The 23,783-nt window shown below is 60.2% G+C and carries 12 protein-coding genes and 4 CRISPR repeat arrays (1 of these 16 running past the window's edge); of the genes, 3 read left to right on the top strand and 9 right to left on the bottom strand.

Going from position 1 to position 23,783, the window contains the following annotated elements:
- Positions 1 to 3,377: a CRISPR direct-repeat array (repeat unit 30 nt; unit sequence GCTTCAACCCCACAAGGGTGCGTCTGGAAC) (it extends 52 nt beyond the left edge of the window).
- A gap of 114 nt (positions 3,378 to 3,491) precedes the next feature.
- From NGM06_RS22280 to cas6, 7 genes are all read right to left on the bottom strand, one after another.
- Entirely contained in the window at positions 3,492 to 5,321 is a 1,830-nt protein-coding gene (locus NGM06_RS22280; RefSeq protein ID WP_254270584.1) for a CRISPR-associated helicase/endonuclease Cas3, read from the bottom strand.
- A gap of 52 nt (positions 5,322 to 5,373) precedes the next feature.
- The gene (locus NGM06_RS22285; RefSeq protein WP_254270585.1) at positions 5,374 to 5,616 is read right to left on the bottom strand and encodes a hypothetical protein; all 243 of its coding nucleotides are present in this window, start codon (positions 5,614 to 5,616) and stop codon (positions 5,374 to 5,376) included.
- Positions 5,617 to 5,690: 74 nt separating this feature from the next.
- Positions 5,691 to 6,443 carry a CRISPR-associated endonuclease Cas3'' gene (locus NGM06_RS22290; RefSeq protein WP_254270586.1) on the bottom strand — a complete coding sequence of 251 codons (753 nt, stop codon included), beginning with the start codon at positions 6,441 to 6,443 and terminating at the stop codon, positions 5,691 to 5,693.
- A gap of 6 nt (positions 6,444 to 6,449) precedes the next feature.
- Positions 6,450 to 7,298: a type I-B CRISPR-associated protein Cas5b gene (cas5b, locus tag NGM06_RS22295; RefSeq protein WP_254270587.1), complete on the bottom strand. Its 849-nt coding sequence runs from the start codon at positions 7,296 to 7,298 to the stop codon at positions 6,450 to 6,452.
- A 9-nt stretch (positions 7,299 to 7,307) separates the two neighbouring features.
- Positions 7,308 to 8,360, bottom strand: coding sequence for a type I-B CRISPR-associated protein Cas7/Csh2 (gene cas7b, locus NGM06_RS22300; protein WP_254270588.1), 1,053 nt, complete (start codon positions 8,358 to 8,360; stop codon positions 7,308 to 7,310).
- A 26-nt stretch (positions 8,361 to 8,386) separates the two neighbouring features.
- Positions 8,387 to 10,549, bottom strand: coding sequence for a type I-B CRISPR-associated protein Cas8b/Csh1 (cas8b, locus tag NGM06_RS22305; protein ID WP_254270589.1), 2,163 nt, complete (start codon positions 10,547 to 10,549; stop codon positions 8,387 to 8,389).
- Complete coding sequence (cas6, locus tag NGM06_RS22310) at positions 10,546 to 11,367, bottom strand: CRISPR-associated endoribonuclease Cas6 (protein WP_254270590.1); 822 nt, start codon at positions 11,365 to 11,367, stop codon at positions 10,546 to 10,548. The genes cas8b and cas6 overlap by 4 nt, the downstream gene beginning before the upstream one ends.
- A 265-nt stretch (positions 11,368 to 11,632) precedes the next feature.
- Positions 11,633 to 14,215: direct repeats of the CRISPR family, unit length 30 nt; unit sequence GTTCCAGACGCACCCTTGTGGGGTTGAAGC.
- A gap of 94 nt (positions 14,216 to 14,309) precedes the next feature.
- Between cas6 and cas4 the strand changes: the two genes are divergently transcribed.
- Genes cas4 through cas2 form a run of 3 tightly spaced genes read left to right on the top strand, consistent with a single transcriptional unit; the run spans position 14,310 to position 16,127 of the window.
- Positions 14,310 to 14,867: a CRISPR-associated protein Cas4 gene (gene cas4 / locus NGM06_RS22315; RefSeq protein WP_379793596.1), complete on the top strand. Its 558-nt coding sequence runs from the start codon at positions 14,310 to 14,312 to the stop codon at positions 14,865 to 14,867.
- Positions 14,868 to 14,869: 2 nt separating this feature from the next.
- Positions 14,870 to 15,865 (top strand): type I-B CRISPR-associated endonuclease Cas1b, encoded by a 996-nt coding sequence (gene cas1b / locus NGM06_RS22320; RefSeq protein WP_254270592.1) that lies wholly within the window; start codon positions 14,870 to 14,872, stop codon positions 15,863 to 15,865.
- Positions 15,866 to 15,869: 4 nt separating this feature from the next.
- Positions 15,870 to 16,127: a CRISPR-associated endonuclease Cas2 gene (cas2, locus tag NGM06_RS22325; protein WP_254270593.1), complete on the top strand. Its 258-nt coding sequence runs from the start codon at positions 15,870 to 15,872 to the stop codon at positions 16,125 to 16,127.
- A gap of 101 nt (positions 16,128 to 16,228) precedes the next feature.
- Positions 16,229 to 20,021: a CRISPR direct-repeat array (repeat unit 30 nt; unit sequence GTTCCAGACGCACCCTTGTGGGGTTGAAGC).
- Positions 20,022 to 20,122: 101 nt separating this feature from the next.
- A CRISPR array of direct repeats spans positions 20,123 to 20,480; the repeat unit is 30 nt; unit sequence GTTCCAGACGCACCCTTGTGGGGTTGAAGC.
- Between the two features lie 77 nt (positions 20,481 to 20,557).
- On the opposite strand, the gene NGM06_RS22330 is transcribed toward cas2, so the two are convergent.
- Both NGM06_RS22330 and NGM06_RS22335 read right to left on the bottom strand, forming a co-directional pair.
- Entirely contained in the window at positions 20,558 to 21,052 is a 495-nt protein-coding gene (locus tag NGM06_RS22330; RefSeq protein WP_254270594.1) for a hypothetical protein, read from the bottom strand.
- A 481-nt stretch (positions 21,053 to 21,533) separates the two neighbouring features.
- A complete protein-coding gene (locus NGM06_RS22335) occupies positions 21,534 to 23,753 on the bottom strand; it encodes a DUF5817 domain-containing protein (RefSeq protein WP_254270595.1) in 2,220 nt (739 codons plus the stop codon).
- Between the last annotated feature and the right edge of the window lie 30 nt (positions 23,754 to 23,783).

A 23,783-nucleotide genomic window follows, 5' to 3' on the forward strand; every position in this document is an offset into this window, starting at 1 on the left:
TCTCGGGGAGTTCGCTTCAACCACATAAGGGTACATCTGGAACTCGGGTCCTGGGCGCTGATACGCACGATATTCGGCTTGCTTCAACCCCATAAGGGTGCATCTGGAACACGCGTCCGTTCGAGGCTGACGAGGACACGCTCCGCGGCGGGCTTCAACCCCACAAGGGTGCATCTGGAACGGCGGAGGTCCTCGAACACGTCGAGGAACTGGAGCTTCAACCCCACAAGGGTGCATCTGGAACTCCCCGAGTCGATTTCGACCTGAAGGCCGATGCTGCTTCAACCCCACAAGGGTGCATCTGGAACCGCGTCAGAACCGAGGGCAAAGGAACTCGTCGGCGCTTCAACCCCACAAGGGTGCATCTGGAACCCGGGAGGACGCCGAGAATGGACCCGAGCGCCGCGCTTCAACCCCACAAGGGTGCATCTGGAACGGGTTGACGGTGCTGCCGTCGTTCGGGTTCTCTATCTGCTTCAACCCCACAAGGGTGCATCTGGAACGCTCGTCCGCCGCGTCGTGATCGAGGCTCACGCGCTCGCTTCAACCCCACAAGGGTGCATCTGGAACCGTTCTTCCTCCTGATAGCATTAAGTACTGGCGTGTGCTTCAACCCCACAAGGGTGCATCTGGAACACAGTGTTTATAAACGGGAGTGCGACGGACCCGACGCTTCAACCCCACAAGGGTGCATCTGGAACGGTGTGGGTCCACGCAGAGACGCCAGCAGTCAGCGCTTCAACCCCACAAGGGTGCATCTGGAACCCCGCAACTCGTCGGCGTCACAACGCTACTCATGCTTCAACCCCACAAGGGTGCATCTGGAACCGTGAAACGCGACGGAAGTCAGTACGCGCTCGACGCTTCAACCCTACAAGGGTGCATCTGGAACCAAGCTGCTCACTTGTTTGCCCCGGTTTGTTCACGGCGCTTCAACCCCACAAGGGTGCATCTGGAACCAGACTCCTCGTAGGCGGCGTCGATTCGGGATTGCTTCAACCCCACAAGGGTGCATCTGGAACAGCAAGGTCGAACTCGCGTCGTGGCACTCGGATTCGCTTCAACCCCACAAGGGTGCATCTGGAACAGCAAGGTCGAACTCGCGTCGTGGCACTCGGATTCGCTTCAACCCCACAAGGGTGCATCTGGAACGGTGATAATCTGGGTGATTCCGTGGCTATGATAGATGCTTCAACCCCACAAGGGTGCATCTGGAACCGCGGTCCGGTTCACCGTGGCATTGAGAGCCTGAGCTTCAACCCCACAAGGGTGTATCTGGAACGACACCACTCAGGGTTTCGGGGTTCAGGACCAGCTGGACGCTTCAACCCCACAAGGGTGCATCTGGAACCGACTGGATAATCGACCTATGAGCGGGGCGATGTGGCTTCAACCCCACAAGGGTGCATCTGGAACTCGGCTTCGCGGCTTCCGTCTCACGTTCGCCGACGCCGCTTCAACCCCACAAGGGTGCATCTGGAACCGGGCCTCAGCCACCATGTCGCGGTTCTCGGCTTCGCTTCAACCCCACAAGGGTGCATCTGGAACCGGGCCTCAGCCACCATGTCGCGGTTCTCGGCTTCGCTTCAACCCCACAAGGGTGCATCTGGAACCGGTTCACCTCGGTATGAAGTGGCACGTTCCATGAAGCTTCAACCCCACAAGGGTGCATCTGGAACACCGTCACCGATCAAGATACCGTCGTCCGTTATCTCGCTTCAACCCCACAAGGGTGCATCTGGAACAATTAGAAAACGGTGAGCGAAAACCGTGTGAGCAATGCTTCAACCCCACAAGGGTGCGTCTGGAACGACGCCGCTTTCTGGCCAACCCGTTCGCCGTCCATGCTTCAACCCCACAAGGGTGCGTCTGGAACGCGAACCCCGCACCGGAGACAAAGCCGAGTTATTCCGCTTCAACCCCACAAGGGTGCGTCTGGAACCGGAGATAATCGCCCCGTTCACCGGGCTGGCCGCTGCTTCAACCCCACAAGGGTGCGTCTGGAACAAGATGTAGTTCGGGGACCAGAGCAAATTCACGATGCTTCAACCCCACAAGGGTGCGTCTGGAACGAAACACCAACGACACTCCCTCCGGTTCTCCCCGGAGCTTCAACCCCACAAGGGTGCGTCTGGAACGAAACACCAACGACACTCCCTCCGGTTCTCCCCGGAGCTTCAACCCCACAAGGGTGCGTCTGGAACTACCTGACGTTGGTTGGCCTTGGTGCGTTCCTCATGCTTCAACCCCACAAGGGTGCGTCTGGAACCTTCGGTGCTGATGGGTCGTTCCCGACTCAAATTCTGCTTCAACCCCACAAGGGTGCGTCTGGAACACGTCCGTGATCTCGTAGCCCCACCACTCGCCCGTGCTTCAACCCCACAAGGGTGCGTCTGGAACTCCCCGAGGACGAAATCGTGGACGCTGCCGAGAAGCTTCAACCCCACAAGGGTGCGTCTGGAACCGGAGTGACGGTAACACCCCGGCGAAAGTGAAAGGGGCTTCAACCCCACAAGGGTGCGTCTGGAACTCCACCTCTGTCTCGAACCCCTCGATGGCCTGTTCGCTTCAACCCCACAAGGGTGCGTCTGGAACGGGATTCCTCCCACTTGGGTAGATGCACTACCCACGCTTCAACCCCACAAGGGTGCGTCTGGAACGAGGCCGTCGTTCGGGTCGACGCCGTCGACGCGCAGGCTTCAACCCCACAAGGGTGCGTCTGGAACACGTTGATAGAAGACTACTCAGTCGTCCTGCGCGCTTCAACCCCACAAGGGTGCGTCTGGAACCCGGCAGACCGACGAGGTGGTCGCGGTGGTCGAGGCTTCAACCCCACAAGGGTGCGTCTGGAACCGTAGGTCTGCTCCTGCTCGTAGAGCGTCTGTTCGCTTCAACCCCACAAGGGTGCGTCTGGAACGGCCAGGAACGGCGTCGCGCTGGCCCAGGAATCGAAGCTTCAACCCCACAAGGGTGCGTCTGGAACACGGTGACCGGCGTGACCTTCGGGGACCTCGGAATTGCTTCAACCCCACAAGGGTGCGTCTGGAACGAGCGGGCGGACGGCGAACGAATCGAGGTGCTATCGCTTCAACCCCACAAGGGTGCGTCTGGAACCCCACCTCGACGCCGGGTGTCGCCGAAGGCTTGGAGCTTCAACCCCACAAGGGTGCGTCTGGAACACGGGGTAACGCCTAACCCCTCGCGGCCGGAACTCCGCTTCAACCCCACAAGGGTGCGTCTGGAACCGAGCGCGTTCACGGGTTCCTGCGCGGCGTCGTAGTCGCTTCAACCCCACAAGGGTGCGTCTGGAACCGCGCGTAGAAGTCCGAGGGAGCGAACGCGACCACGCTTCAACCCCACAAGGGTGCGTCTGGAACCATGCCGGAATCACCGGCTACACGTGTTCTCGTTGGCGAACCCATACAAGTGTTTCCGTCGACCTCCAATTCCCCCTGAACCCCCAGGGGGTCGACGGAGTGACAGCCGGATAGTTATCGATGGATTCGACTCGATGGGCCACCGCCATCGTCAGCGACGAATCCGCCGCCGTCGAGTTTGTACGCGCCGTATCCTTCCGTTCCGTAGTGAACGAATACGTCGATACCGTCACTATCGGTCCGTGCGGAACGGTCGGCAGTAACGTGAGTCGGCAGGGACTCTTCGAGATCTCGAACCGGAATGGACACGCGAAGATCCGCGAGGTCAGCGAGTTGACTGAAGCCCTCGCTTGCGTGCTGTTGGAATGCATCGCCGAGGTCGTCTAGACGCTGTTCGTCTGTTTCGGTGACTGCGACGAGAAGGTCGACGGTTTCGTAGCTGTCGTCGATGAGCGACCGTCGGCCGAGTTCTTCCGCGTTGCTCGCGTCAATGCATTCGACTAGTTTCTCGGTTGATAACGAGTGGCTTTCGATGGCTTCGAAGTAGCGCGGAATCGCCTCGTGTTCGAGCGTTACGCTGGAGAGCGTCACGCCCTCGCTTTCGCGGCAGTCAAAGAGTATCTCGGCGGCGTCCTGTAGAAGATTTCCGTCGTAGACGTATTCGGACGGCGGCTTCCGGTCTTGTGCATCGTCTTCGGACTCGTCGTCCTCGACGGGATCGAGCATCCAGACTGTTACTTTGCCGTTCTCTGGCCCCCACTCGAATGACCGATTGCATCGACCGGCGGTCTGGACGACGCTGTCGAGCGGTGCGATGTCTCGGTACGCTCGCGCGAAACTGATGTCCACGCCTGCTTCGATGGCTTGCGTCGAGACGAACGCGAACGGGACGTTAGCGGTCGAGAGTACGTCGGCGACCGCGATGAGGACGCGTCGGTCAAGCGGGCGGTATCGGGAGTTGAATGTCGCAACGTATCGCCTTCCCGAACAATCGCTGGTGGAGTACCACTCGTCGCTATCGATGTTCCTCTCGAAGCCGAGTTCGCGGAGCGTCCGAGCGGCGAGTGCCTCGTGGTCGGGGAGTTCGTCCGTATCCATATCCACCTCGCGGAGAACGTTCTCGTAGGTCTCGCCGACGTGGGTCGCAGGATGACCGTTCGACAAGAATTCGTTTTCGATGCAGTCGGTTAGTTCCCGCGAGCTGCCGATGGTGTTGCAGACCGCGAGAACCGAACGTCCGTTGGCTGGCTCGCCAGAAGACGACCGTGTCGCGTCCACGATTTCTGACGCCGCCGCTTCGTGAGAGAGTGGCGTTCCACCGGAGTTCGATGTGGCTGTCTCGACGGACTCATGGATATCGTAGCGGACGCGTGCGACGGCCTCCGACGCCTGCCGCTCAAACGACCTCCCATCGCCGAGGGCGTGCGCGGACGGTGCTGTCTCGGACTTGTCCGCATTCGATGCTAACAATGACCGTGTATCGAAGTCTCCTTCGGTGAACAGGGTCGGTTGAGTCGCGGTCATCGAGATGACGCGAGCGTCGTATTCGTCGATGAGTAGCCGAGTAAGTCGGCGGATCGCATCCCACCAGCGCTTCGGAAGTGCCTGTGGTTCGTCAAGGACGATAACGGCGTCGCGGAGCGCAGGAAGTTTCAGTCCTTGTCCGTTCGTCGGTCCGGCGAGACTCTCGAAAAGTTGGACGAACGTCGTGAGAACGACGCCCGACCGCCAACTCTCGCCGAGCAGTTCGGCCTTCGACCAGTTCACGTCCTTCTCGCCGTTGCCGGACTCCGGGTCCGTTTCGGCGTCGGTGTACGTCACTGTCTCTACGAGGTAGTGGTGGACGGTGAACGCGTTGCTCCGCGGGTCGGCGTCGAAGATGTCTTCATCCTCGAAGATATCGCGTGTTTGTTCGATAATGGACGTGTAGGGGAGTGCGTACACGACCGTCGGTTTCGTGTCTCGGTCGTGCTGGTCTGCGAGCGTGTCGCGGAGTTCAGAATGCGCCCGTGATTCCGGTGAACGTCTTGCCGAGTCCGGTGGGGAGCGTGAGCGTTCCGACTTCGCTATCAGCTAACTCCGGCGCGTTCGCTCGGACGCGCTGCCGGGCCGCCTCACGGAGGACGTTGAGCGACGCCTCGTCAGTCGGGTCGATGTCGCCCACGTCGATATCGCGGTTGTCATCGCCCTCGTCCTCGTAGTCCGAGCCGTCCTGAAGCGATTCGATATGGCTCTCCAATCGGTCGAGTTCCAACGTCCGCGGTTCAAGTTTCGCTCGCTCGACCTCGCCCGCGGCAGTCTTGTCGGCGAACGTCAGCGAACTCCAGAGCCGGGTAATTCGGTCGTAGAGGTCGGTAGGGGCTGTTCGGAACCGGGTTTCAACGCCTTCGATCCTGTGCTGACTTCCCGGCGGAGTTCTTCGAGTAGTGTTCCGCTCTCGAACGCGTCGACGAACCCGTCCCACGAGACGATTCCGCCGGACGCCTTCTCAAGGAGCGTCGCCGCCACGTCACGACTCGGACCGTACGCTTGGACCTGCTCGATTTGCGGTCCGGCCCAATGCCCCTCTTGGTTCTGCTCGCCGTTCACCGCTTGGAACGTCGCCTCGGCGAAGTCGGGGAGCCGACCGTGGTGGCGGAGAATCGCACCCCACGCGGCGAGTCGGTCGCGCTCGCTAGCCCCCATCTTGCCGAGGGCGTAGTACGCCGCGAACGCGCCGAGTCGGGCGTGGTAAGTGTAACGCTGTCGGCCATTCTGCGGATACTCGTCTCGCACATACAACTGGAACGCAGGTGCGACCTTACCGAAGTCGTGCAACCAGCCCACACACCGCGCGATGTCGGCTTGAAAAAGCTCTTTATTTTCTCCAGTACTGTTTTTATTACCATTCGATATCTCCGCATTTCTTCCAGAGTTGGCTCGCTGGCTCGCCCCTGTCTCGAACCGACCGAGCCAGACCGTTCGGTCGGCAACCTCCACGGCGTGGTCTACCAGCAGTTCGTCACCGCGATCCTCGTCCTCGCGCCGCCGAGAGATTATTTCGTCGGAAAGACGGTCAGCGTTCATCAGTAGTCAGTAGAACGCTATTGTACGCCCATCAACTTCGCCGAGTGAGAGACCGTCGCCCGAGGTTTTCAGCGCGTCGCCGTCGGTGAACGCGTAGTCGGTGAACTCGGTCGTCCGGCGGTTTCGCCCGTCTGCTTCCATCGCGGCGGGAAGCCGCTCGACGTGGTGTGACGCCCCCGCGCTCGGGATGATGGTCTCGTCAGCCTCCGGAATCGCGGAATCGACCGTGACGGTCGCATCGTCCGTGGAAACAGCAGTTACGTCGTGTTCGACACCGGACTCGGGTGTCTCGACGCGAGCGAGTAGTTCCGAGAGTCCGAGTGACGGCGGATAGTGCGACGTCCCGCGTTCGAGATGGTGCTTGAGCGCGGTGTGAAACGCCTCGTCCTCGACCGCAATGTAGAGTCGGTACGCTGGGTCTACGACGTACTCGTAGCTGTGAATCTGACGGTTGTCGGTAGTGTCCGGGAACGACACTTTGACCGTCTTCTTCCCACTACCGCCAGCGCTGTCAAAGGTCTCTCCGGGATTCGTTCCAACGCCGAGACTCGGCTGGGTCATCGTACGGAGGTCGCCGACCGCTTCGATGCCGACCGCCGAGACCGCCGGGTCAAACACGTCGTAGTACTCGTCGCGGCCGACACCGACGATAGCAGCGAGCAGTCCCGCGACGGTCGTTCGCGGTGGAAGGCGATACGTCTGCTTAGTGACCGTCCGGTCGATGCGGCGGAAGTGCGCCCAGTCCCCGCGCACCGTGCAGACGAGACACGAGTCTGGGACGCCGTCGGTGAGTTCCGGCGGCGTCTCGCTCCGGTCCGGGGCCGGGTCCATCGCCCCGGCGTTCGCGTTAGTCACGTTCGATCCTCACTCATCCGCAGGGAGCGTCTGCTCGAATTCATCGTACACCTCGATTTCGCGCGTCGGAACGCCGTGGTCTTCGAGAAGCGTGTCGAGGTCGGCCGCCGTGCCGTACTGTTCGCCGTTATAGCTCACGTCGAGGTACTCGTCGCCGACGAAGTGAACCGTCTCGACATGATCGTTTACGGACGCGAGCCGGTTCACGAACTTCGTCACGTCGAGCGTCGCGTCGGTGACGTTCCGGAGTTCCGGCTCGGGCTTCGACCGTTCGGCATCGAGGTCGAATCCGTTGTGGAGGTCGCCGACGTGGTAGCCGTCGGTCGCGTACTCGACACGGACATAGAGCCGTGGCTCCTGTCCCATCTTGCTTCGCGAGATGGTCTGATTCTTCATCGCTCGCCAACAGAGCGTGTCGAGACGCTCCACGTCAGTTCGGGTGAGCTTCGTGTCGCTCGCACCGTTCTCGTCCACCAGTCCGTGGAACGGGAAGATAGCGTACTTCAGTCGGTTGTCGTCAAGGTCGAAGCCACCCGTCTTCTTGTCGTCCTGCGTGGCGATGACGCTGGTAAGCGTGTTCGACTCTTCGTTCTCTTCGACCGCGTTGAGCGACCGCGCGGGCGAGAACTGGACTGGCCCGGTGTAGTTACCGCCGTCGAAGGCGTCAGCCACGGCGTCGAGCAGGTCGTTGTCGGTATCGGCGTTGAAACTCAGGGTCGCGCCGAAGTACCGCACGTCAGTCGCCGCGTCGAGAAAGTCGTCGCGGATGTCCTCGATTTCTTCGATGGCATCCGCATCGTCGATGTCGCCGAGTACGTCAAGCGCGAGTCGTGCACGAACCTCGCTCTCGTCGCCGGTTTTCTTGATGAATACGCCGTGATCGTCGGCGTCGAGTTGGTCGCGGAGGTAGCGTTTCAGTCGCACGTCGGTCACGACTGCTTGGTCCGTGATAGGGTCCTTCCGCGGTCGATTCTCGCCGAGCGGGTTACCGTTCGGGTTGCAGTCCTGTGCGTCGGTGATGAAGACGATTTCGGAGCGGTTTTCGACGGTGTTGTCAGTCATGGTTGGAGTCGAAGTGTTGGAGTCGGTCAGTCGTCAGTCGATTCCTCGTCGTCGTCGCGGACGCCGAGAGCGTCCATGAGGTTGAATGCTTGATTCCGGGCGTCCGAACCGTACGCGAGACCGAGAGCGTAGAAGAACCGCAGGTCCTCAACCGGAAGGTTCCACGTCTTCGGTGGCGCGTCAGCGAACGCGTCCGTTAGCAACCGCTCGGTCTCCGGAAACAGTTGTCCGGACATCCCGAGTTCGCCTGCGTAGACCCCTGAGCGTTGTGTGAGGTCAGAGTACACTCGCTGTATCCGGTCAGTTGTCAGCCGGTCGGCAGGATGCTGGTTTCGAAGCGTCCGACTCATGTCTCGCTCTCGCGACTGATGGTCGGCCAACTGACTGAGAAGAACGCCAAAGAGGAACGCTCCACGTCGTTCGTCGTTGTCCTGAAGCGCGTCCCGTTCTTCGAGAAACCGCTCTAGCCGGTACTTTCGCGCGTGATGGTGTTTCACGTTCCCGTCCGGCGCGAGGTCGGTCGGGTCCGGAAGCGAGTCGCCGAAGTCCAATGCGTCGGGTGTCTCGTTCATCGTCGTTCGTGGTGTAGCTTCGAGTTCGGGTCGGTCGGCGGGTGCGGAGAGCAGGTCTGCGCGAGCAAGTGCTTCGAGTTGGGCGTACTGGGTGAGAACCAGATACGTCGGAAAGTTCTCTTCGTCGGGATCCATGACAGACCCGATTCGCTCGACGTACTGCGAGAGCAGTTTATCCACGGGGACCGACTCACCGGTCAACAGCGCCGTCACGAGCCACTCACGGGGGTCGTTGCTCGTCGGATCGTCAGCGTCGGAGAACGCCAGCGTGTCCCGGGCGTAACTTCCGCTGGTAATCGCTTTGACTACGTCCTCCGTCTGAGTCGCCTCGGCGATGTGCCGCCAACCGTCGGGATCAGGTCGGCGGAATCCCGCGGCCGAACCGAACAGACTACTTTCCAGTACGTCGAGATGGGCTTTCCCAACCTCGCGCGGCCAGTAGATATCGACGTTCGGCACCTCGTGGAGGACGTTGATGTCGCCGCTGTCGTTACGGACGCCGATGACGTAGAACCGAAGCGCCTCGGCGAACGATTCGTCGACGTTTTCAGCGTGTTGCTGAATTCGGTGGATGCTCGTCTCGTCGGCGTCCTCGATAGCGCCGTAGAGCCACTCGGCGGACTCGTGATCGCAATCGACGACGTACGGGAGCGTATACACCCGGAGACCATCGCGAGTGCGACTGCAGTTCTCGACCAGCGAGGTACCGGACTGAAGCAGTAATGCGGCCTCCGAAGAAACCGGGTGGGACCGCCACGACTCGACCTTCTTGAGGTTCGCAAACTTCTCGGAGTGCTGGACGGTGAAGAACGCAAGCGGGTCCTCGGCGGTCCCGAACACCTCGCCGCGTTCGCCAGTCACCATGCAAGTCCCCTCGCCTTTCGAAGGCGAAGGGACGTTCTTCGTGGCGAGTTTGTGGTTTTTACGCGCAACCATCCCGTCGTTCAGGATGGGGAGTTGACCGGGGTAGTAGTAGCCGTTCTCGGGCGTTCCCTCCGGCGGCGCTTCGAGCGAATCGGGGTCGAGCTTGATTGCGACGGTCGCTACGACCCTCGGGGAGTCGGCGCTCGGGAACGCCGGGCGCAGGTGTTGTTCGATTTCGTCCGCAATGTCGTCGCGGGAGCTAAGCGTCTGGAGGTCGCGGATAACCCAGCCGTCCGGGTTCTCGTCGGCGACGCGACCAACCGCTTCTTCCTTTCCGCTGGCATTCGACCACTTTTCGAGTTTCTCACTACTGTACCGGACCGTCTTATCGAGGTCCCAACCGCCTTTCGCGCCGCGCTCGGTGAGACTGTGGTCGATTCCCCGCCCCCACGGATACCGCGCATATCCGAGTTTGTCTACGTCGCTCGGCTGAAGCGGGTCGGCGCTAATTCCGTTGAGTTCCGGGCTATCGCCAGTCACGTCTACTTCGAGCGTGACGAGATACCGATCCTCGTCGTCCTGTACTACGAACTCGTCCAGTTCGCCGGGCGTGTAGTACAGGTCGTATTTGCTGTCGATTTTACCCTCAGCGGCTTCCGTTATCGCACCGTACAAGACTTCGAGCCGTCGGAGCGACGAGATTGGCCCGCCTGGATGGTACTCCTCGAACGTCTCGGGGTGCAGGTCCGTCATCGCTGGCCACCATCCGTCGCCGCACTCGATGACGCACCCGGCAGTTGCTTCGAGTCTTTCTCGATGTTCAGGAAGCCGAGACCGAGGGCGTTCCGCTCGCCGATTCCCGCGTCGAGTGCAAGGTTGAGGTGGCGACGGTGATGGTCGTCGCGGACTCGATAGCCGAATCGCCACTTGCTCAAAACGTAGGTCATCTCGACACCCTGCGTCACCTCGACCGGGACGGCGAAGGTCTTAATGAGATTGTACTCGTCGAAGAGGTCGCCGTCTCGCTCGCTTGGACCGGGGAGATGGTCGTCACAGAACAGCCTGTGCTTCTTGTCGAGATTATTCTCGATTTGGGTCTTGAATGGCTCCAGCGAGTGTTCCGGTTGCCAGAACGTTGCCTCGTCGCCCTCATTTTCGATACCGTACTCGTCGGCCTGCCACGGCGGAATGCGGACAAGGACGCCCGTCCCGGTTTCGAGAGTGCCCCGCGTTCCGGGTTCTCCGACGTCCGGAGCGACGGTCGTCACCTCTTCAACGCGAAACGGCATCTCGCCGACGTTGAACTCTCGGTCGGTAATAACGCTCTCTGCGATAGCCTGAAGGACATCTTGGTCTGTCGCGGCGACAAGTACCGTTCGTTCGTCGCCCTCCTCGATGTCGCCCCACGGAAAGACGTTCGAGAACGAGAGACCAACCGGTCGCTCAGCGTCGTGCAACTCGTCGTACTCGGTTCCGCAAAGTCCTTTCCACAGCCGCCCACGCAGTTCGTGGAAGTGGGAATTATCGTACGCCGCGTCGGCCTGCGCATGGAGGCGAATTAGGAGCCGCACTCTCTCCACCTCCGAGGACGTTCATTCAACCTAACCATTGCATACGACCACCCCTCTGAAGGGACACCAAATGAATGTTGTGCTCGAGGAACAGATCACCGGGGTAATAGTACACTCCCAGCGAGGGAAACTGCTCGACAAAATCGTATTCCACTGGCCGTGATTCTCCGTCGACCCCCCAGGGGTTTGGGGTGAATTGAGGGTCGACGGAAACACTTGTATGCGTTCGCCCACGACAACACGTGTAGCCGGTGATTCCGGCATGGTTCCAGACGCACCCTTGTGGGGTTGAAGCCCAGACTGCGTTGGTCGGGGTCTCCTCGGCGGCGGTTCCAGACGCACCCTTGTGGGGTTGAAGCACCGCCGTCATCGAACATGTGACGCCGTCGCCGGTGTTCCAGACGCACCCTTGTGGGGTTGAAGCTCTGACGCAGGCCGGTGTCGAAGCGGTTGTTCCGCGGTTCCAGACGCACCCTTGTGGGGTTGAAGCGGAGGGACGGGCGATGTCTGACGCCGACCTGAAAGTGTTCCAGACGCACCCTTGTGGGGTTGAAGCACTCATTCGTTGACCTTCTGTCGAGCGCGCCGGGTTCCAGACGCACCCTTGTGGGGTTGAAGCACTACGGTAGTAGGCCCGCTATGAAAAGTATGCCGGTTCCAGACGCACCCTTGTGGGGTTGAAGCGATAGCGTCCGAGCGGTCGCGGGTCATAGTCCGTCAAGTTCCAGACGCACCCTTGTGGGGTTGAAGCACTACGGTAGTAGGCCCGCTATGAAAAGTATGCCGGTTCCAGACGCACCCTTGTGGGGTTGAAGCGATAGCGTCCGAGCGGTCGCGGGTCATAGTCCGTCAAGTTCCAGACGCACCCTTGTGGGGTTGAAGCGTCAAACCCGTGTACGAACTCTCGAAAGAGGAGTGTTCCAGACGCACCCTTGTGGGGTTGAAGCGCGCGGCCCAGCGTCGACGCCGACAGACACGTCCGAGTTCCAGACGCACCCTTGTGGGGTTGAAGCTCATATATCTTCCCCGGCGCGAAGAAAGGGCCAGGGGTTCCAGACGCACCCTTGTGGGGTTGAAGCTCATATATCTTCCCCGGCGCGAAGAAAGGGCCAGGGGTTCCAGACGCACCCTTGTGGGGTTGAAGCGACCTCGGGGACGCTTCGAGCGCCAGCGACCCGGGTTCCAGACGCACCCTTGTGGGGTTGAAGCGTCGGGGCCCGGCTTGCCAACCGTTCGCCCGACGCGTTCCAGACGCACCCTTGTGGGGTTGAAGCGTGCTGTCGCTGGCGGGCAAGGACGTCGGCGACTCGCGTTCCAGACGCACCCTTGTGGGGTTGAAGCGACGTCGTCATCTGTGATCCGCCCGCGACGAGCGGCGTTCCAGACGCACCCTTGTGGGGTTGAAGCGTCGAACGGTACGCCGACGAGTTGAGCGTCCAACGTTCCAGACGCACCCTTGTGGGGTTGAAGCGCGCCTGAGGGCGAGACGCTGCGACTCCCCGGAGTTGTTCCAGACGCACCCTTGTGGGGTTGAAGCACGAGTTTCGGATATCTGGCGGCGTTGGCGATTGTGTTCCAGACGCACCCTTGTGGGGTTGAAGCTGGAACTTCAGGACGATTCCGCCTAGGATGAAGGTTCCAGACGCACCCTTGTGGGGTTGAAGCGTGAGACTCGCCGCCGTTGATACCGTCAAAAAACTGTTCCAGACGCACCCTTGTGGGGTTGAAGCTCAGCGCGCTGAACTTTCCGGCGATGGTCCTGATGTGTTCCAGACGCACCCTTGTGGGGTTGAAGCTCCGGCAAGCGCGTGGTCGGCCCGGACGCTGGCGAGTTCCAGACGCACCCTTGTGGGGTTGAAGCGTCGGTGGCCTCCGTCCGGGCGGAGCGTTAGCGTCCCGTTCCAGACGCACCCTTGTGGGGTTGAAGCAACCCGATTATCCGGTAAAAGCGTTTCCGGCTTATGTTCCAGACGCACCCTTGTGGGGTTGAAGCGGCCGTTTACCATCCCGGCCGCGGACCTCAACCGTGTTCCAGACGCACCCTTGTGGGGTTGAAGCGTCGGTGGCCTCCGTCCGGGCGGAGCGTTAGCGTCCCGTTCCAGACGCACCCTTGTGGGGTTGAAGCAACCCGATTATCCGGTAAAAGCGTTTCCGGCTTATGTTCCAGACGCACCCTTGTGGGGTTGAAGCGGCCGTTTACCATCCCGGCCGCGGACCTCAACCGTGTTCCAGACGCACCCTTGTGGGGTTGAAGCTCGACCCTCTGAGCGACGAGGTCATCGAGCGGCCGAGTTCCAGACGCACCCTTGTGGGGTTGAAGCCAGCGTCTCGACATCTCAGACGGCCGAACGGAGGTGTTCCAGACGCACCCTTGTGGGGTTGAAGCGACGGCTCGATCTCCTACAACCTGAAGGCAAACGGCGTTCCAGACGCACCCTTGTGGGGTTAAAGCATCACCGCCGACACCATGTCGCTGTTGTCGTAGAGCGGTTCCAGACGCACCCTTGTGGGGTTGAAGCGTCGCGGGCGTCACTACGGCCCAGTTCGCGCTCGGGGTTCCAGACGCACCCTTGTGGGGTTGAAGCGCGGAGATTTGCCGCGTGACCATGAAGCTCTGGTTCCAGACGCACCCTTGTGGGGTTGAAGCGTCGGATAATCGCTCCGAGCGCGAGCTTCACGAGTGCGTTGGTTCCAGACGCACCCTTGTGGGGTTGAAGCAGCCAGCGACTCCTGCGCGCCGTAGGAGAGGCGACCGTTCCAGACGCACCCTTGTGGGGTTGAAGCTGGGACACCAAAGCCGGTACGGCGGCCATGCTCAGTTCCAGACGTACCCTTGTGGGGTTGAAGCGTGTTTCCCTCGTATTCCCTCGAAGGAACAAGGTTGTTCCAGATGTAGTATCTCACGAAAGAACTTTAACTGAACAACATTTCTTCCAGATCTAATGGCTGAGGATGACAAAAGTAGCGTAGACCGTTATCTCGCCGCTGAGCGCGACCCCCACCGTGAACCGAAGATCCGGATAACAGGTCTGATGGTTCAGTACTATCACGTTTGTGAGCGCGAACTCTGGTTCATGTCTCGTGGGTTAGACATCGACCGTGGAACCACGAACATTCAGCGAGGAAGCTACGTCGACGAAAACAGTTACGACGACCGCCGGAAGTCGTACCAGATTAACGGCCGGATTCAACTCGACGTGCTCGACTCCGGCGACGTAATGGAGGTGAAGGTCTCTTCGACGCTGGAGAAGCCCGCTCGGATGCAACTGCTGTACTACCTCTGGTATCTCGAAGAAGTTCTCGAAATCGAGAAAGACGGCGTTCTCGCATATCCGAAGGAACGGAAACGCGAAAGCGTCGAACTAAACGACGAAACACGGTCAGAAATCGAAGACACCATCCGCGGGATCATCAGGGTGGTCGAACGCGACGCACCGCCAGCGTTAGAGAAGAAACCATACTGCGACGCTTGTCTCTACCAGGACATCTGTTGGGTATAACGATGCCAAAGGACAATCACCACATCTTCGCCGACGGCGAGTTGTCTCGAAACGAAGGCACCCTCCGAATTGATACCTTGGATGGTGAGACGAAATATCTCCCGGTCGAGAGCGTGGATACGCTGTATCTCCACGGCCAAATCGACTTCAACACGCGGGCACTCGGCCTGCTCAACGAACACGGCGTTCCGGTTCACGTGTTCGGGTGGAAAGACTACTACCGGGGGTCGTACCTTCCGAAGCGCGAGCAAGTCTCCGGAAACACGGTCGTCGAACAAGTTCGGGCGTACGACGACCACGACCGCCGACTCCGTATCGCTCACGACATCATCGCCGCTAGCATTCACAACATGCGGGCGAACATCCAGTACTACGACGGACGGAAAGAAGACTTCACAAGCGCAGTAGACCGCCTCAAAGAGCAGAAAGCGCGTGTCGAAGACACAACCGAAATCGACGAACTTCACGGTCTCGAAGCGACCGCACGGAAGATTTATTATCGGTGTTTCGACCGTATTCTCCGAGACCCCTTCGAGTTGACGAAGCGAGAATACAATCCGCCGACGAACGAAGCGAACGCCTTAATCTCGTTTCTGAACTCCATGGTGTACACAACGTGCGTGTCGGCGATTCGGAAGACGGCTCTCGACCCGACGATTGGGTTCGTCCATGAACCGGGCGAGCGTCGGTTCACGCTCTCGCTCGACATCGCGGATATCTTCAAGCCGATTCTCGCAGATAGGGTTTTGTTCCGACTCGTCAATCGCCAGCAGATTAGTATCGAAGACTTCGAAAGCGAGCTTGAAGGGTGTCTGCTTACTGAGGATGGCCGCGTGGCGGTTCTTGAGGCGTTCGAGGAAACGCTCGACCGGACGGTTGAACATCCACGACTTGAACGGAACGTGAGTTACAAGACGCTCGTTCGAACTGACGTGTATAGCTTGAAGAAACACATCCTGACGGGTGAACCGTATCGGCCAACGGAGCGGTGGTGGTAACGTGATGGTGATCGTCGTCTACGACGTTCCGGCAGAGCGAACTCGGATTTACCGAAAACTCCTGCGTCGGCGACTCGAACACCTCCAGCAATCCGTCTTCTATGGTGATCTCACCCAAGGACAAATAACCGAGATGAAAAACGAAATCCGAACAAAGTTAGATTCAGATGATTCGGTTATCGTGTTTGAAGCGGGGTCGTCAGCAATCGTCGATTACACGACGTTCGGAGACACCGACGAACCCGGAAGTCGGTTTACCTAATCTCCGTCGACCCCCCGGGGGTTTGGGGTGAATTGAGGGTCGACGGAAACACTTGTATGTGTTCGCCCACGAGAGCCTATCAAGCCGGGAAATCCGGCATGGTTCCAGATGCACCCTTGTGGGGTTGAAGCTCGCGCAGTTCGCGGAACGACGCGACCACGTCGTCGTGTTCCAGATGCACCCTTGTGGGGTTGAAGCCCGGATGGCGCAGTTCACATGCAGTGGCGGAATGCGGGTTCCAGATGCACCCTTGTGGGGTTGAAGCCACTTCACGAGGACACGGTCGAGAAGTATCTTCGTCGTTCCAGATGCACCCTTGTGGGGTTGAAGCATATCGTCCGTGGACTGGCCGCCGTCGGCGCGGGCGTTCCAGATGCACCCTTGTGGGGTTGAAGCGCGAACGCGAGCCCGGACGACCCGGGCGCGGTCGTGTTCCAGATGCACCCTTGTGGGGTTGAAGCGTTTGACTGGTGGTGTTCGCCCCGGGCGTCGTGTCGGTTCCAGATGCACCCTTGTGGGGTTGAAGCGACTTGATGTCGGTCCACGTCCCGCCGTCCCGACTGAGTTCCAGATGCACCCTTGTGGGGTTGAAGCAGATACCATCAGGCACGCACCTCCGTTCGGTCAAGTTCCAGATGCACCCTTGTGGGGTTGAAGCGCTGGTTCTATCCCTCACTGAAACTGAAAAGAAGTAGTTCCAGATGCACCCTTGTGGGGTTGAAGCTAATGGTATTCAGTCCCACAGCAATCGTCCCTGAAGTTCCAGATGCACCCTTGTGGGGTTGAAGCATCGTCGAGAAGTCGCGGGGGCGCTCGCCGTTGTTCCAGATGCACCCTTGTGGGGTTGAAGCTTGGGTTGAGAGAGGCGACGACAGTGTCGCCGCCGTGTTCCAGATGCACCCTTGTGGGGTTGAAGCACGTGGTCCCGCGTCACGACCGTCCGACGCGGATCGGTTCCAGATGCACCCTTGTGGGGTTGAAGCGACGGAAGGCCTCGCCGAACCAGTCGTCCACGAACTGTTCCAGATGCACCCTTGTGGGGTTGAAGCCTCCAGTGTCTCGCCCATAACGAAAAAGCACGCGAGAGTTCCAGATGCACCCTTGTGGGGTTGAAGCTGAATCAGGTAGCCGGAGAACAGTAACGTGATAACGGTTCCAGATGCACCCTTGTGGGGTTGAAGCCCGGATAGGCTTTCACACCCGTCAGACTCCCAACTTGTTCCAGATGCACCCTTGTGGGGTTGAAGCGTCACGAGGTCGAACCCCTCGCGGTCGTAGTACTCGCGTTCCAGATGCACCCTTGTGGGGTTGAAGCGAGGTAGACGACCGTTCCCTCAAGTCGGTGTTCCGAGTTCCAGATGCACCCTTGTGGGGTTGAAGCGTCGTTCCGGTTAGCGCAGGTGGCGACGAAGAATTTGTTCCAGATGCACCCTTGTGGGGTTGAAGCTTCTGGTAGACGAGACGGCCGCCACACTCCGGGCGTTCCAGATGCACCCTTGTGGGGTTGAAGCAACCGCTCACCCACTCCGAGCATAGCAAACTACACGCGGTTCCAGATGCACCCTTGTGGGGTTGAAGCGTGGCGCTTCGCCCGAATCACTCCGCTCGCCGTCTTGTTCCAGATGCACCCTTGTGGGGTTGAAGCCAGTTCCAAATTCCGCGAGACGACTGGAACTCATGGGTTCCAGATGCACCCTTGTGGGGTTGAAGCCCGGAGTCTGGTCGCCTGGCAAGGGCTGGACGGTGTTCCAGATGCACCCTTGTGGGGTTGAAGCTCAGGACCGCGTCGACTTCTGGGAAGAACATTTGACGGTTCCAGATGCACCCTTGTGGGGTTGAAGCGTTCGTAATCGACCCGATTACGCGGGCCAGACGGGAGACAGAGTTCCAGATGCACCCTTGTGGGGTTGAAGCGCCCCGCTGCTGGTGCTAACCACCACCATCGCGGGCGTTCCAGATGCACCCTTGTGGGGTTGAAGCGCCGGTCGTTCGTCGATGTGTCGTGTCATGAGTCTGCGTTCCAGATGCACCCTTGTGGGGTTGAAGCTACTCAGGGGTCCTCGGCGTCGTCCGGTTCATCAACGGTTCCAGATGCACCCTTGTGGGGTTGAAGCAACAGCCGGTCCTGGTCACGGTCCAGCACGTCCAGGTTCCAGATGCACCCTTGTGGGGTTGAAGCGGTGGTGGTTTCGTCGCTCATCTCGGATTCGTCGGGTTCCAGATGCACCCTTGTGGGGTTGAAGCACTCCGTCGGACCTCAACGACGGCGAACTGACCGCGGTTCCAGATGCACCCTTGTGGGGTTGAAGCCGACGTGGAACTGCTCACGTCGGTCTCGGCCTCGGGTTCCAGATGCACCCTTGTGGGGTTGAAGCCCGAGCGAGACCTTGCCCGCCGGACCGAGCGAATCGGTTCCAGATGCACCCTTGTGGGGTTGAAGCGCGCTGTCGCTCGACGGCGTCGCGGTGATGCTGGTGTTCCAGATGCACCCTTGTGGGGTTGAAGCTGGGCGGGGGCGCGAGGGCGGCCATGCGTGCGCAGGTTCCAGATGCACCCTTGTGGGGTTGAAGCATCTACGAGTGCGATGGCTTCTGCGACGAGGGCCCGGTTCCAGATGCACCCTTGTGGGGTTGAAGCTTTCTCCGCGAGTCCCTCGGCTACCCGAGCGGCGTTGTTCCAGATGCACCCTTGTGGGGTTGAAGCGACTCCACGGGCCTGCAAGACGTCGAGTAGATGTGGTTCCAGATGCACCCTTGTGGGGTTGAAGCCGATTCGGAGAGTCTATTTGTCGACTAGAGTACCCGGTTCCAGATGCACCCTTGTGGGGTTGAAGCGCCCCAGATGGGTCTCTCTGTCGAGATAGGTATTAGTTCCAGATGCACCCTTGTGGGGTTGAAGCGCGCTCCAAGACTTATTTTCACTCGCTACAGACTGCCGTTCCAGATGCACCCTTGTGGGGTTGAAGCGACTTCGCGCACCGCGCCGAGGTCGTTCACACGTTGTTCCAGATGCACCCTTGTGGGGTTGAAGCATGTGCGCGACACCGGTCGGAAGCTCTTCGAGGCCGTGTTCCAGATGCACCCTTGTGGGGTTGAAGCGGTCCACATCGAGAGCGAAGGCGCATCGACCACCGCGTTCCAGATGCACCCTTGTGGGGTTGAAGCGGCGCACGCACTCGCGCACGGCCTCACTCCACGAGTTCCAGATGCACCCTTGTGGGGTTGAAGCGACGAAGGCGACCCGCGGCGGGAGCGCGTGACTCGTGGTTCCAGATGCACCCTTGTGGGGTTGAAGCAGTTTGTTCTCGCGGGGGTCGTACCCAGCGGCCTCGTTCCAGATGCACCCTTGTGGGGTTGAAGCATAAAATGCCTATTCACTAATCCTCAATTCTATTCTGTTCCAGATGCACCCTTGTGGGGTTGAAGCAGTTGCCAGCAGCGACGAAGCCGACGACGAGGGAGTTCCAGACGCACCCTTGTGGGGTTGAAGCCCCGACGACACGCCGCCCTCAGAAGCCCTCGACCAGTTCCAGACGCACCCTTGTGGGGTTGAAGCTCGTGATCGGCCTGCTCGTCGTCGGCGCGAACCGCGGTTCCAGACGCACCCTTGTGGGGTTGAAGCACGTTCCGGTGGGAGGACCCGAACGGCGACGGTGCCGAACCGACGAAGTTCCAGACGCACCCTTGTGGGGTTGAAGCAAGATATCAAGTAGGATGGCTCAGAAAAACGACTCGTTCCAGACGCACCCTTGTGGGGTTGAAGCTGATGTAGAACGCGAGGCCGACACTCCCGGCGTAGTTCCAGACGCACCCTTGTGGGGTTGAAGCACCTTGCTGTCCGTGAATCGCCGGAGCCCGAGCGCCGTTCCAGACGCACCCTTGTGGGGTTGAAGCGCGAACCGCTACTCCGACATGAGCTGTCGGACGCTCGTTCCAGACGCACCTTGTGGGGTTGAAGCAAAAATGGTGGCTATCAGAACGCAGAGACCTACCAGAGTTCCAGACGCACCCATGTGGGGTTGAAGCGCGAAGGGCGTGCCTGCGTAGTCGTAGGCGGTTGGTTCCAGACGCACCCTTGTGGGGTTGAAGCACGCCATCGTTCGGGAAGTCGATGCCGATGCCGGTCGTTCCAGACGCACCCTTGTGGGGTTGAAGCTCGCCAGCATCCTGATTTATGTTGAGGATAGTGCCCTGTTCCAGACGCACCCTTGTGGGGTTGAAGCAGTGTCCCGCCGATCCAGTAGTCCTTGATCAGTGCGTTCCAGACGCACCCTTGTGGGGTTGAAGCTCTGGTCGTAGTGGTGGCGTTCTCGGGTCGCAACTAGTTCCAGATGCACCCTTGTGAGGTTGAAGCGGCGTCGACGTGATCTTCACTCTCCTAGAGTCCGCGGAGTTCCGGATGCACGGTGACCTACGTGACCTCGCCCTTGATTAGGGAGACGAGGCATAACTGCCCCGGCCTTGGATTCTCCTCGCGGATGCGACTTGGAGACTGAACTGGTCTGGCCGCCGACCGAACACGATGGCTTCTGGTGAGTCATCCGCGGACTCCATCGTGGTTTCAGCAGTTGCTATTTGGAGTGTCGAGAGCCACTTATCGAGGACCGGCCATGCGTCCTGTAACTCGTCGATATCGACCGGGTGCTGGAGCGCCGCTGAAACTGTTTGGATTGTCTCGCTATCCGGCGCGAGTTCATCCAGTAGTTCGAGAACAACCCCTCCGACAGACGCTATCCGGACGTCGTCGCGACACGTATCGCGGCGGGTGAACCACGGCCGGACGTCGGACTCTCCACTCTCCCGGAACGGAAGCGCAAGCCGAACTCCAGCACTGGTTTTCCGGACGAGGTCGAGTGCAACGAGACGGTCGCGGTGGTCGTACCAGGTTGCTCGGTCGACGCTTGCTCGGTCAGTCATCTCGGTCACGGACAGCGGGTCCTCAGCAGTCAGGAGCGTCGTGACGAGGGCTTGGACGCCCGGTGTTTCCCACGGGAGTATTCGGGCGTCATCGACGACTGCGAGTCCGTACCGGATTTCGTCGAGTCGGATATCGCGTTGGCGACTCTCGGGTTCGAGTCCGCAGATTGCGGCCGCGGCGTCGAACGGCGTGGCAGTAAAGAGTCGCAGGACTGAGACTGCACTCCGCGTCGGGGAGAGGTTTTTCGCTACACACATCCGTTCGACCGCCGCTGCGAATGCCGTCCGGTCAAGGTCGTCCGTCGCGACAACCGGCACTCGCACTTGGATTTCGGGCGCATCCTCGTGGAGTTCCTGTGGTGCCCGCAGACGGTTGCGGAGGTCCTCGACGAGTGCGACTTCTTTGTCGCCGAGGTTGCCGACGATGCAGACCGACCCAATCAGTTCGCCGAATGGGTCGTCGTAGTCGACGGACGGAGTAATCGCCGCGTCACGTTTCTTGTCGCGGGTTTCGGAACAGTTGGCGGTAGATGGCAGCGTGACCGTATTTCGACTGGATAGCGATGCCGGTCGCGAGCGATTGGACGAGTATTTGACGCCGGTCGTCTCGGAGGATGTCGTTTCGGCCGGAGTTCTGGGTGGGGAGACGGACCTGCCGGACGACCTCAACGTCAACGAGGTCAAGGAGATGGACCATGGTGCTAGCGAGGCCGAGTGCTTCGCGGGTGATCGTCGAACGGAACTCGGCTTCGGAGCCTTCGAAGTCGCCGAGGGCGAGGGTGCGCGTCAACTCGCAGAGCTGCTCTTCTGCGGTTTGGAGTTCATCGAGATAGTCTGCGCCGTCCTCGACCGCGTCGGGGAGATGTGCGAGGCACCGCGAATCACGGAGAATATGGCGGTGGTCCGTAAGGAACGTTGAGAAGGTGTCGTGTTCGTCGAGGCGGTCGCCATCATCGAGGACGGCGGCGAACGTCCGCGGACTTGCTAACGCTCGGGCAATACACACCCAGTACTGGAGTGGCCCGTCGAATTCTGCACCGACAGTGAGGCGGTCCTGTTGGTAGTCGTAGTACCACCGGGGACTGCCGCGGTCGGCTTGTGGTTCAAGAGGGTAGTCCACGATGGCAACGCCGTTTTCGGGGGTTGAGGCGGCAGATGCGGTGGCGTTCCAACGGGGGAGCGGTTGGACGGTGTGGAGATGGGGCAGGCGGGTTCGGTCGGCGGTCTCCTCCGTCCCCCCGTCGTGTGTGCGCGGGGTTACACGGCTATCGTCGGAGGAATCCAACACGTTGCTAACGGACTCTTCGAGGGTTTGCTGGCGTGCGAGTTGCTCGTCCCTCCAGTCGAGATACGTGCGGCCCGCGGGCAGGAGTTCGACGTGTTTGTTGGTTCGTGGACCGAAGGTATCAACGAGGCCAAGGTCGCGGAGATGGCCCACGAGTTGGCGTCGGCGACTATCCGAGACGGTCAGCTTGCTATCTAGCGCAGAGTAGCTAAGCGTCTCGCTATCGTGGTTCGCTAGCCAGCGTAGGACTTGTTCTTCCGGACTGTCCCGGCCGAGGGTTTGTCGTGCCGCCTCGATGGTTTCGGTCCGGTGGCTACCAGCGGATGTGATGTCTTCTCGGCTAACGGGGAGGCGTGCGCCTTGGTCATCGTGCAGGTTGCGGAGTGTGAGTCGGGGACCGACAAGAACGAGGTCCGTGCCAGCGGACAGGGCGGTGAGGTAGTCCGCGACAGTCCGGCGCTGGCTTGCCCGCAGTTCCCAGAAATCGTCGGTGACCGTCGCCGCGATAGTTGGTGTCTCGTTGCTGAGCGCGAGCAGTCGGGGGATGATATGAGCGTCGTCGGTACTGGACCGCCCGGTCGCGACGTGCTGGAGTCGGTCGATAATCGTGAGTGCGGCGCGCTCACTCCCCTTGTGGAGTTGGGTGGCGAGCGCGGCAAGGTCGGTCTCGGAGAGGTCGAGGTCGTTCTCCTCCAGGACGGTCCGGAGTTCGTGGGATGGGTAGTCTGCGGCAAGGTCCTCAAGGACGGTGAGGATAGCCTGCTGAATACAGTCGTTGTCTATGACGACTCGCGAAAGCCGAGAGATTGGTTTATCTACTGTGACTGGGACGGCGTCAACTGGCGGCGTCTCCTGTTTGACCTGTATCGACCCGTCGGTTCCACGGTCCAACTCTGTGTCCACATCGGAGTCCTCGGAGAGAACGCGCTCAACTTCGGCAGCGTACCGGTCGTGATAGTCGGCGAAAGCATCTCTGGCTTCGTCGGCGTACAGGTCGTGATATCCGGCGAAAACCTCTGTGGCTTCGTCGGCGTACCGGTTGTGGTACTCGGCGAAAATTTCTGTGGCTTCGCCGGCGAACAGGTTGTAATACTTGGCTAAGACATTCTCTGCTTTGTCGGAGAGGAAGTCGGTGCGCCACTCTACGAGGTCGAATCGGGATTCGACTTCTTGTTCTTGCTCGGCGTACGGGCCGTGGGTGTCCTTGAAGTCTTGGTAGGCGTCGTTGTGGTCGGCGGCTCGTGCAACCAGTTGTGCGCGGGCTTCCGCGGCGACCGCGCGGTCGTCGCCTTCGTACTTGCTGTCTAACTTTGCTGTCTCGTGAGTCGTTCCGCAGTACGGGCAGTCGGCGGTGGCCTGCCCGCGGATATTTTCGGCGAGCCAGTAGTCGGTGCAGGTGCTACAGCCGACGACATGATAGGTCATCGACCCACCTCCCTGCAGCTAGAGCCAGTC

Origin of the sequence: Halorussus aquaticus, assembly GCF_024218795.1 — an archaeon.
Taxonomy (GTDB): domain Archaea; phylum Halobacteriota; class Halobacteria; order Halobacteriales; family Haladaptataceae; genus Halorussus; species Halorussus aquaticus.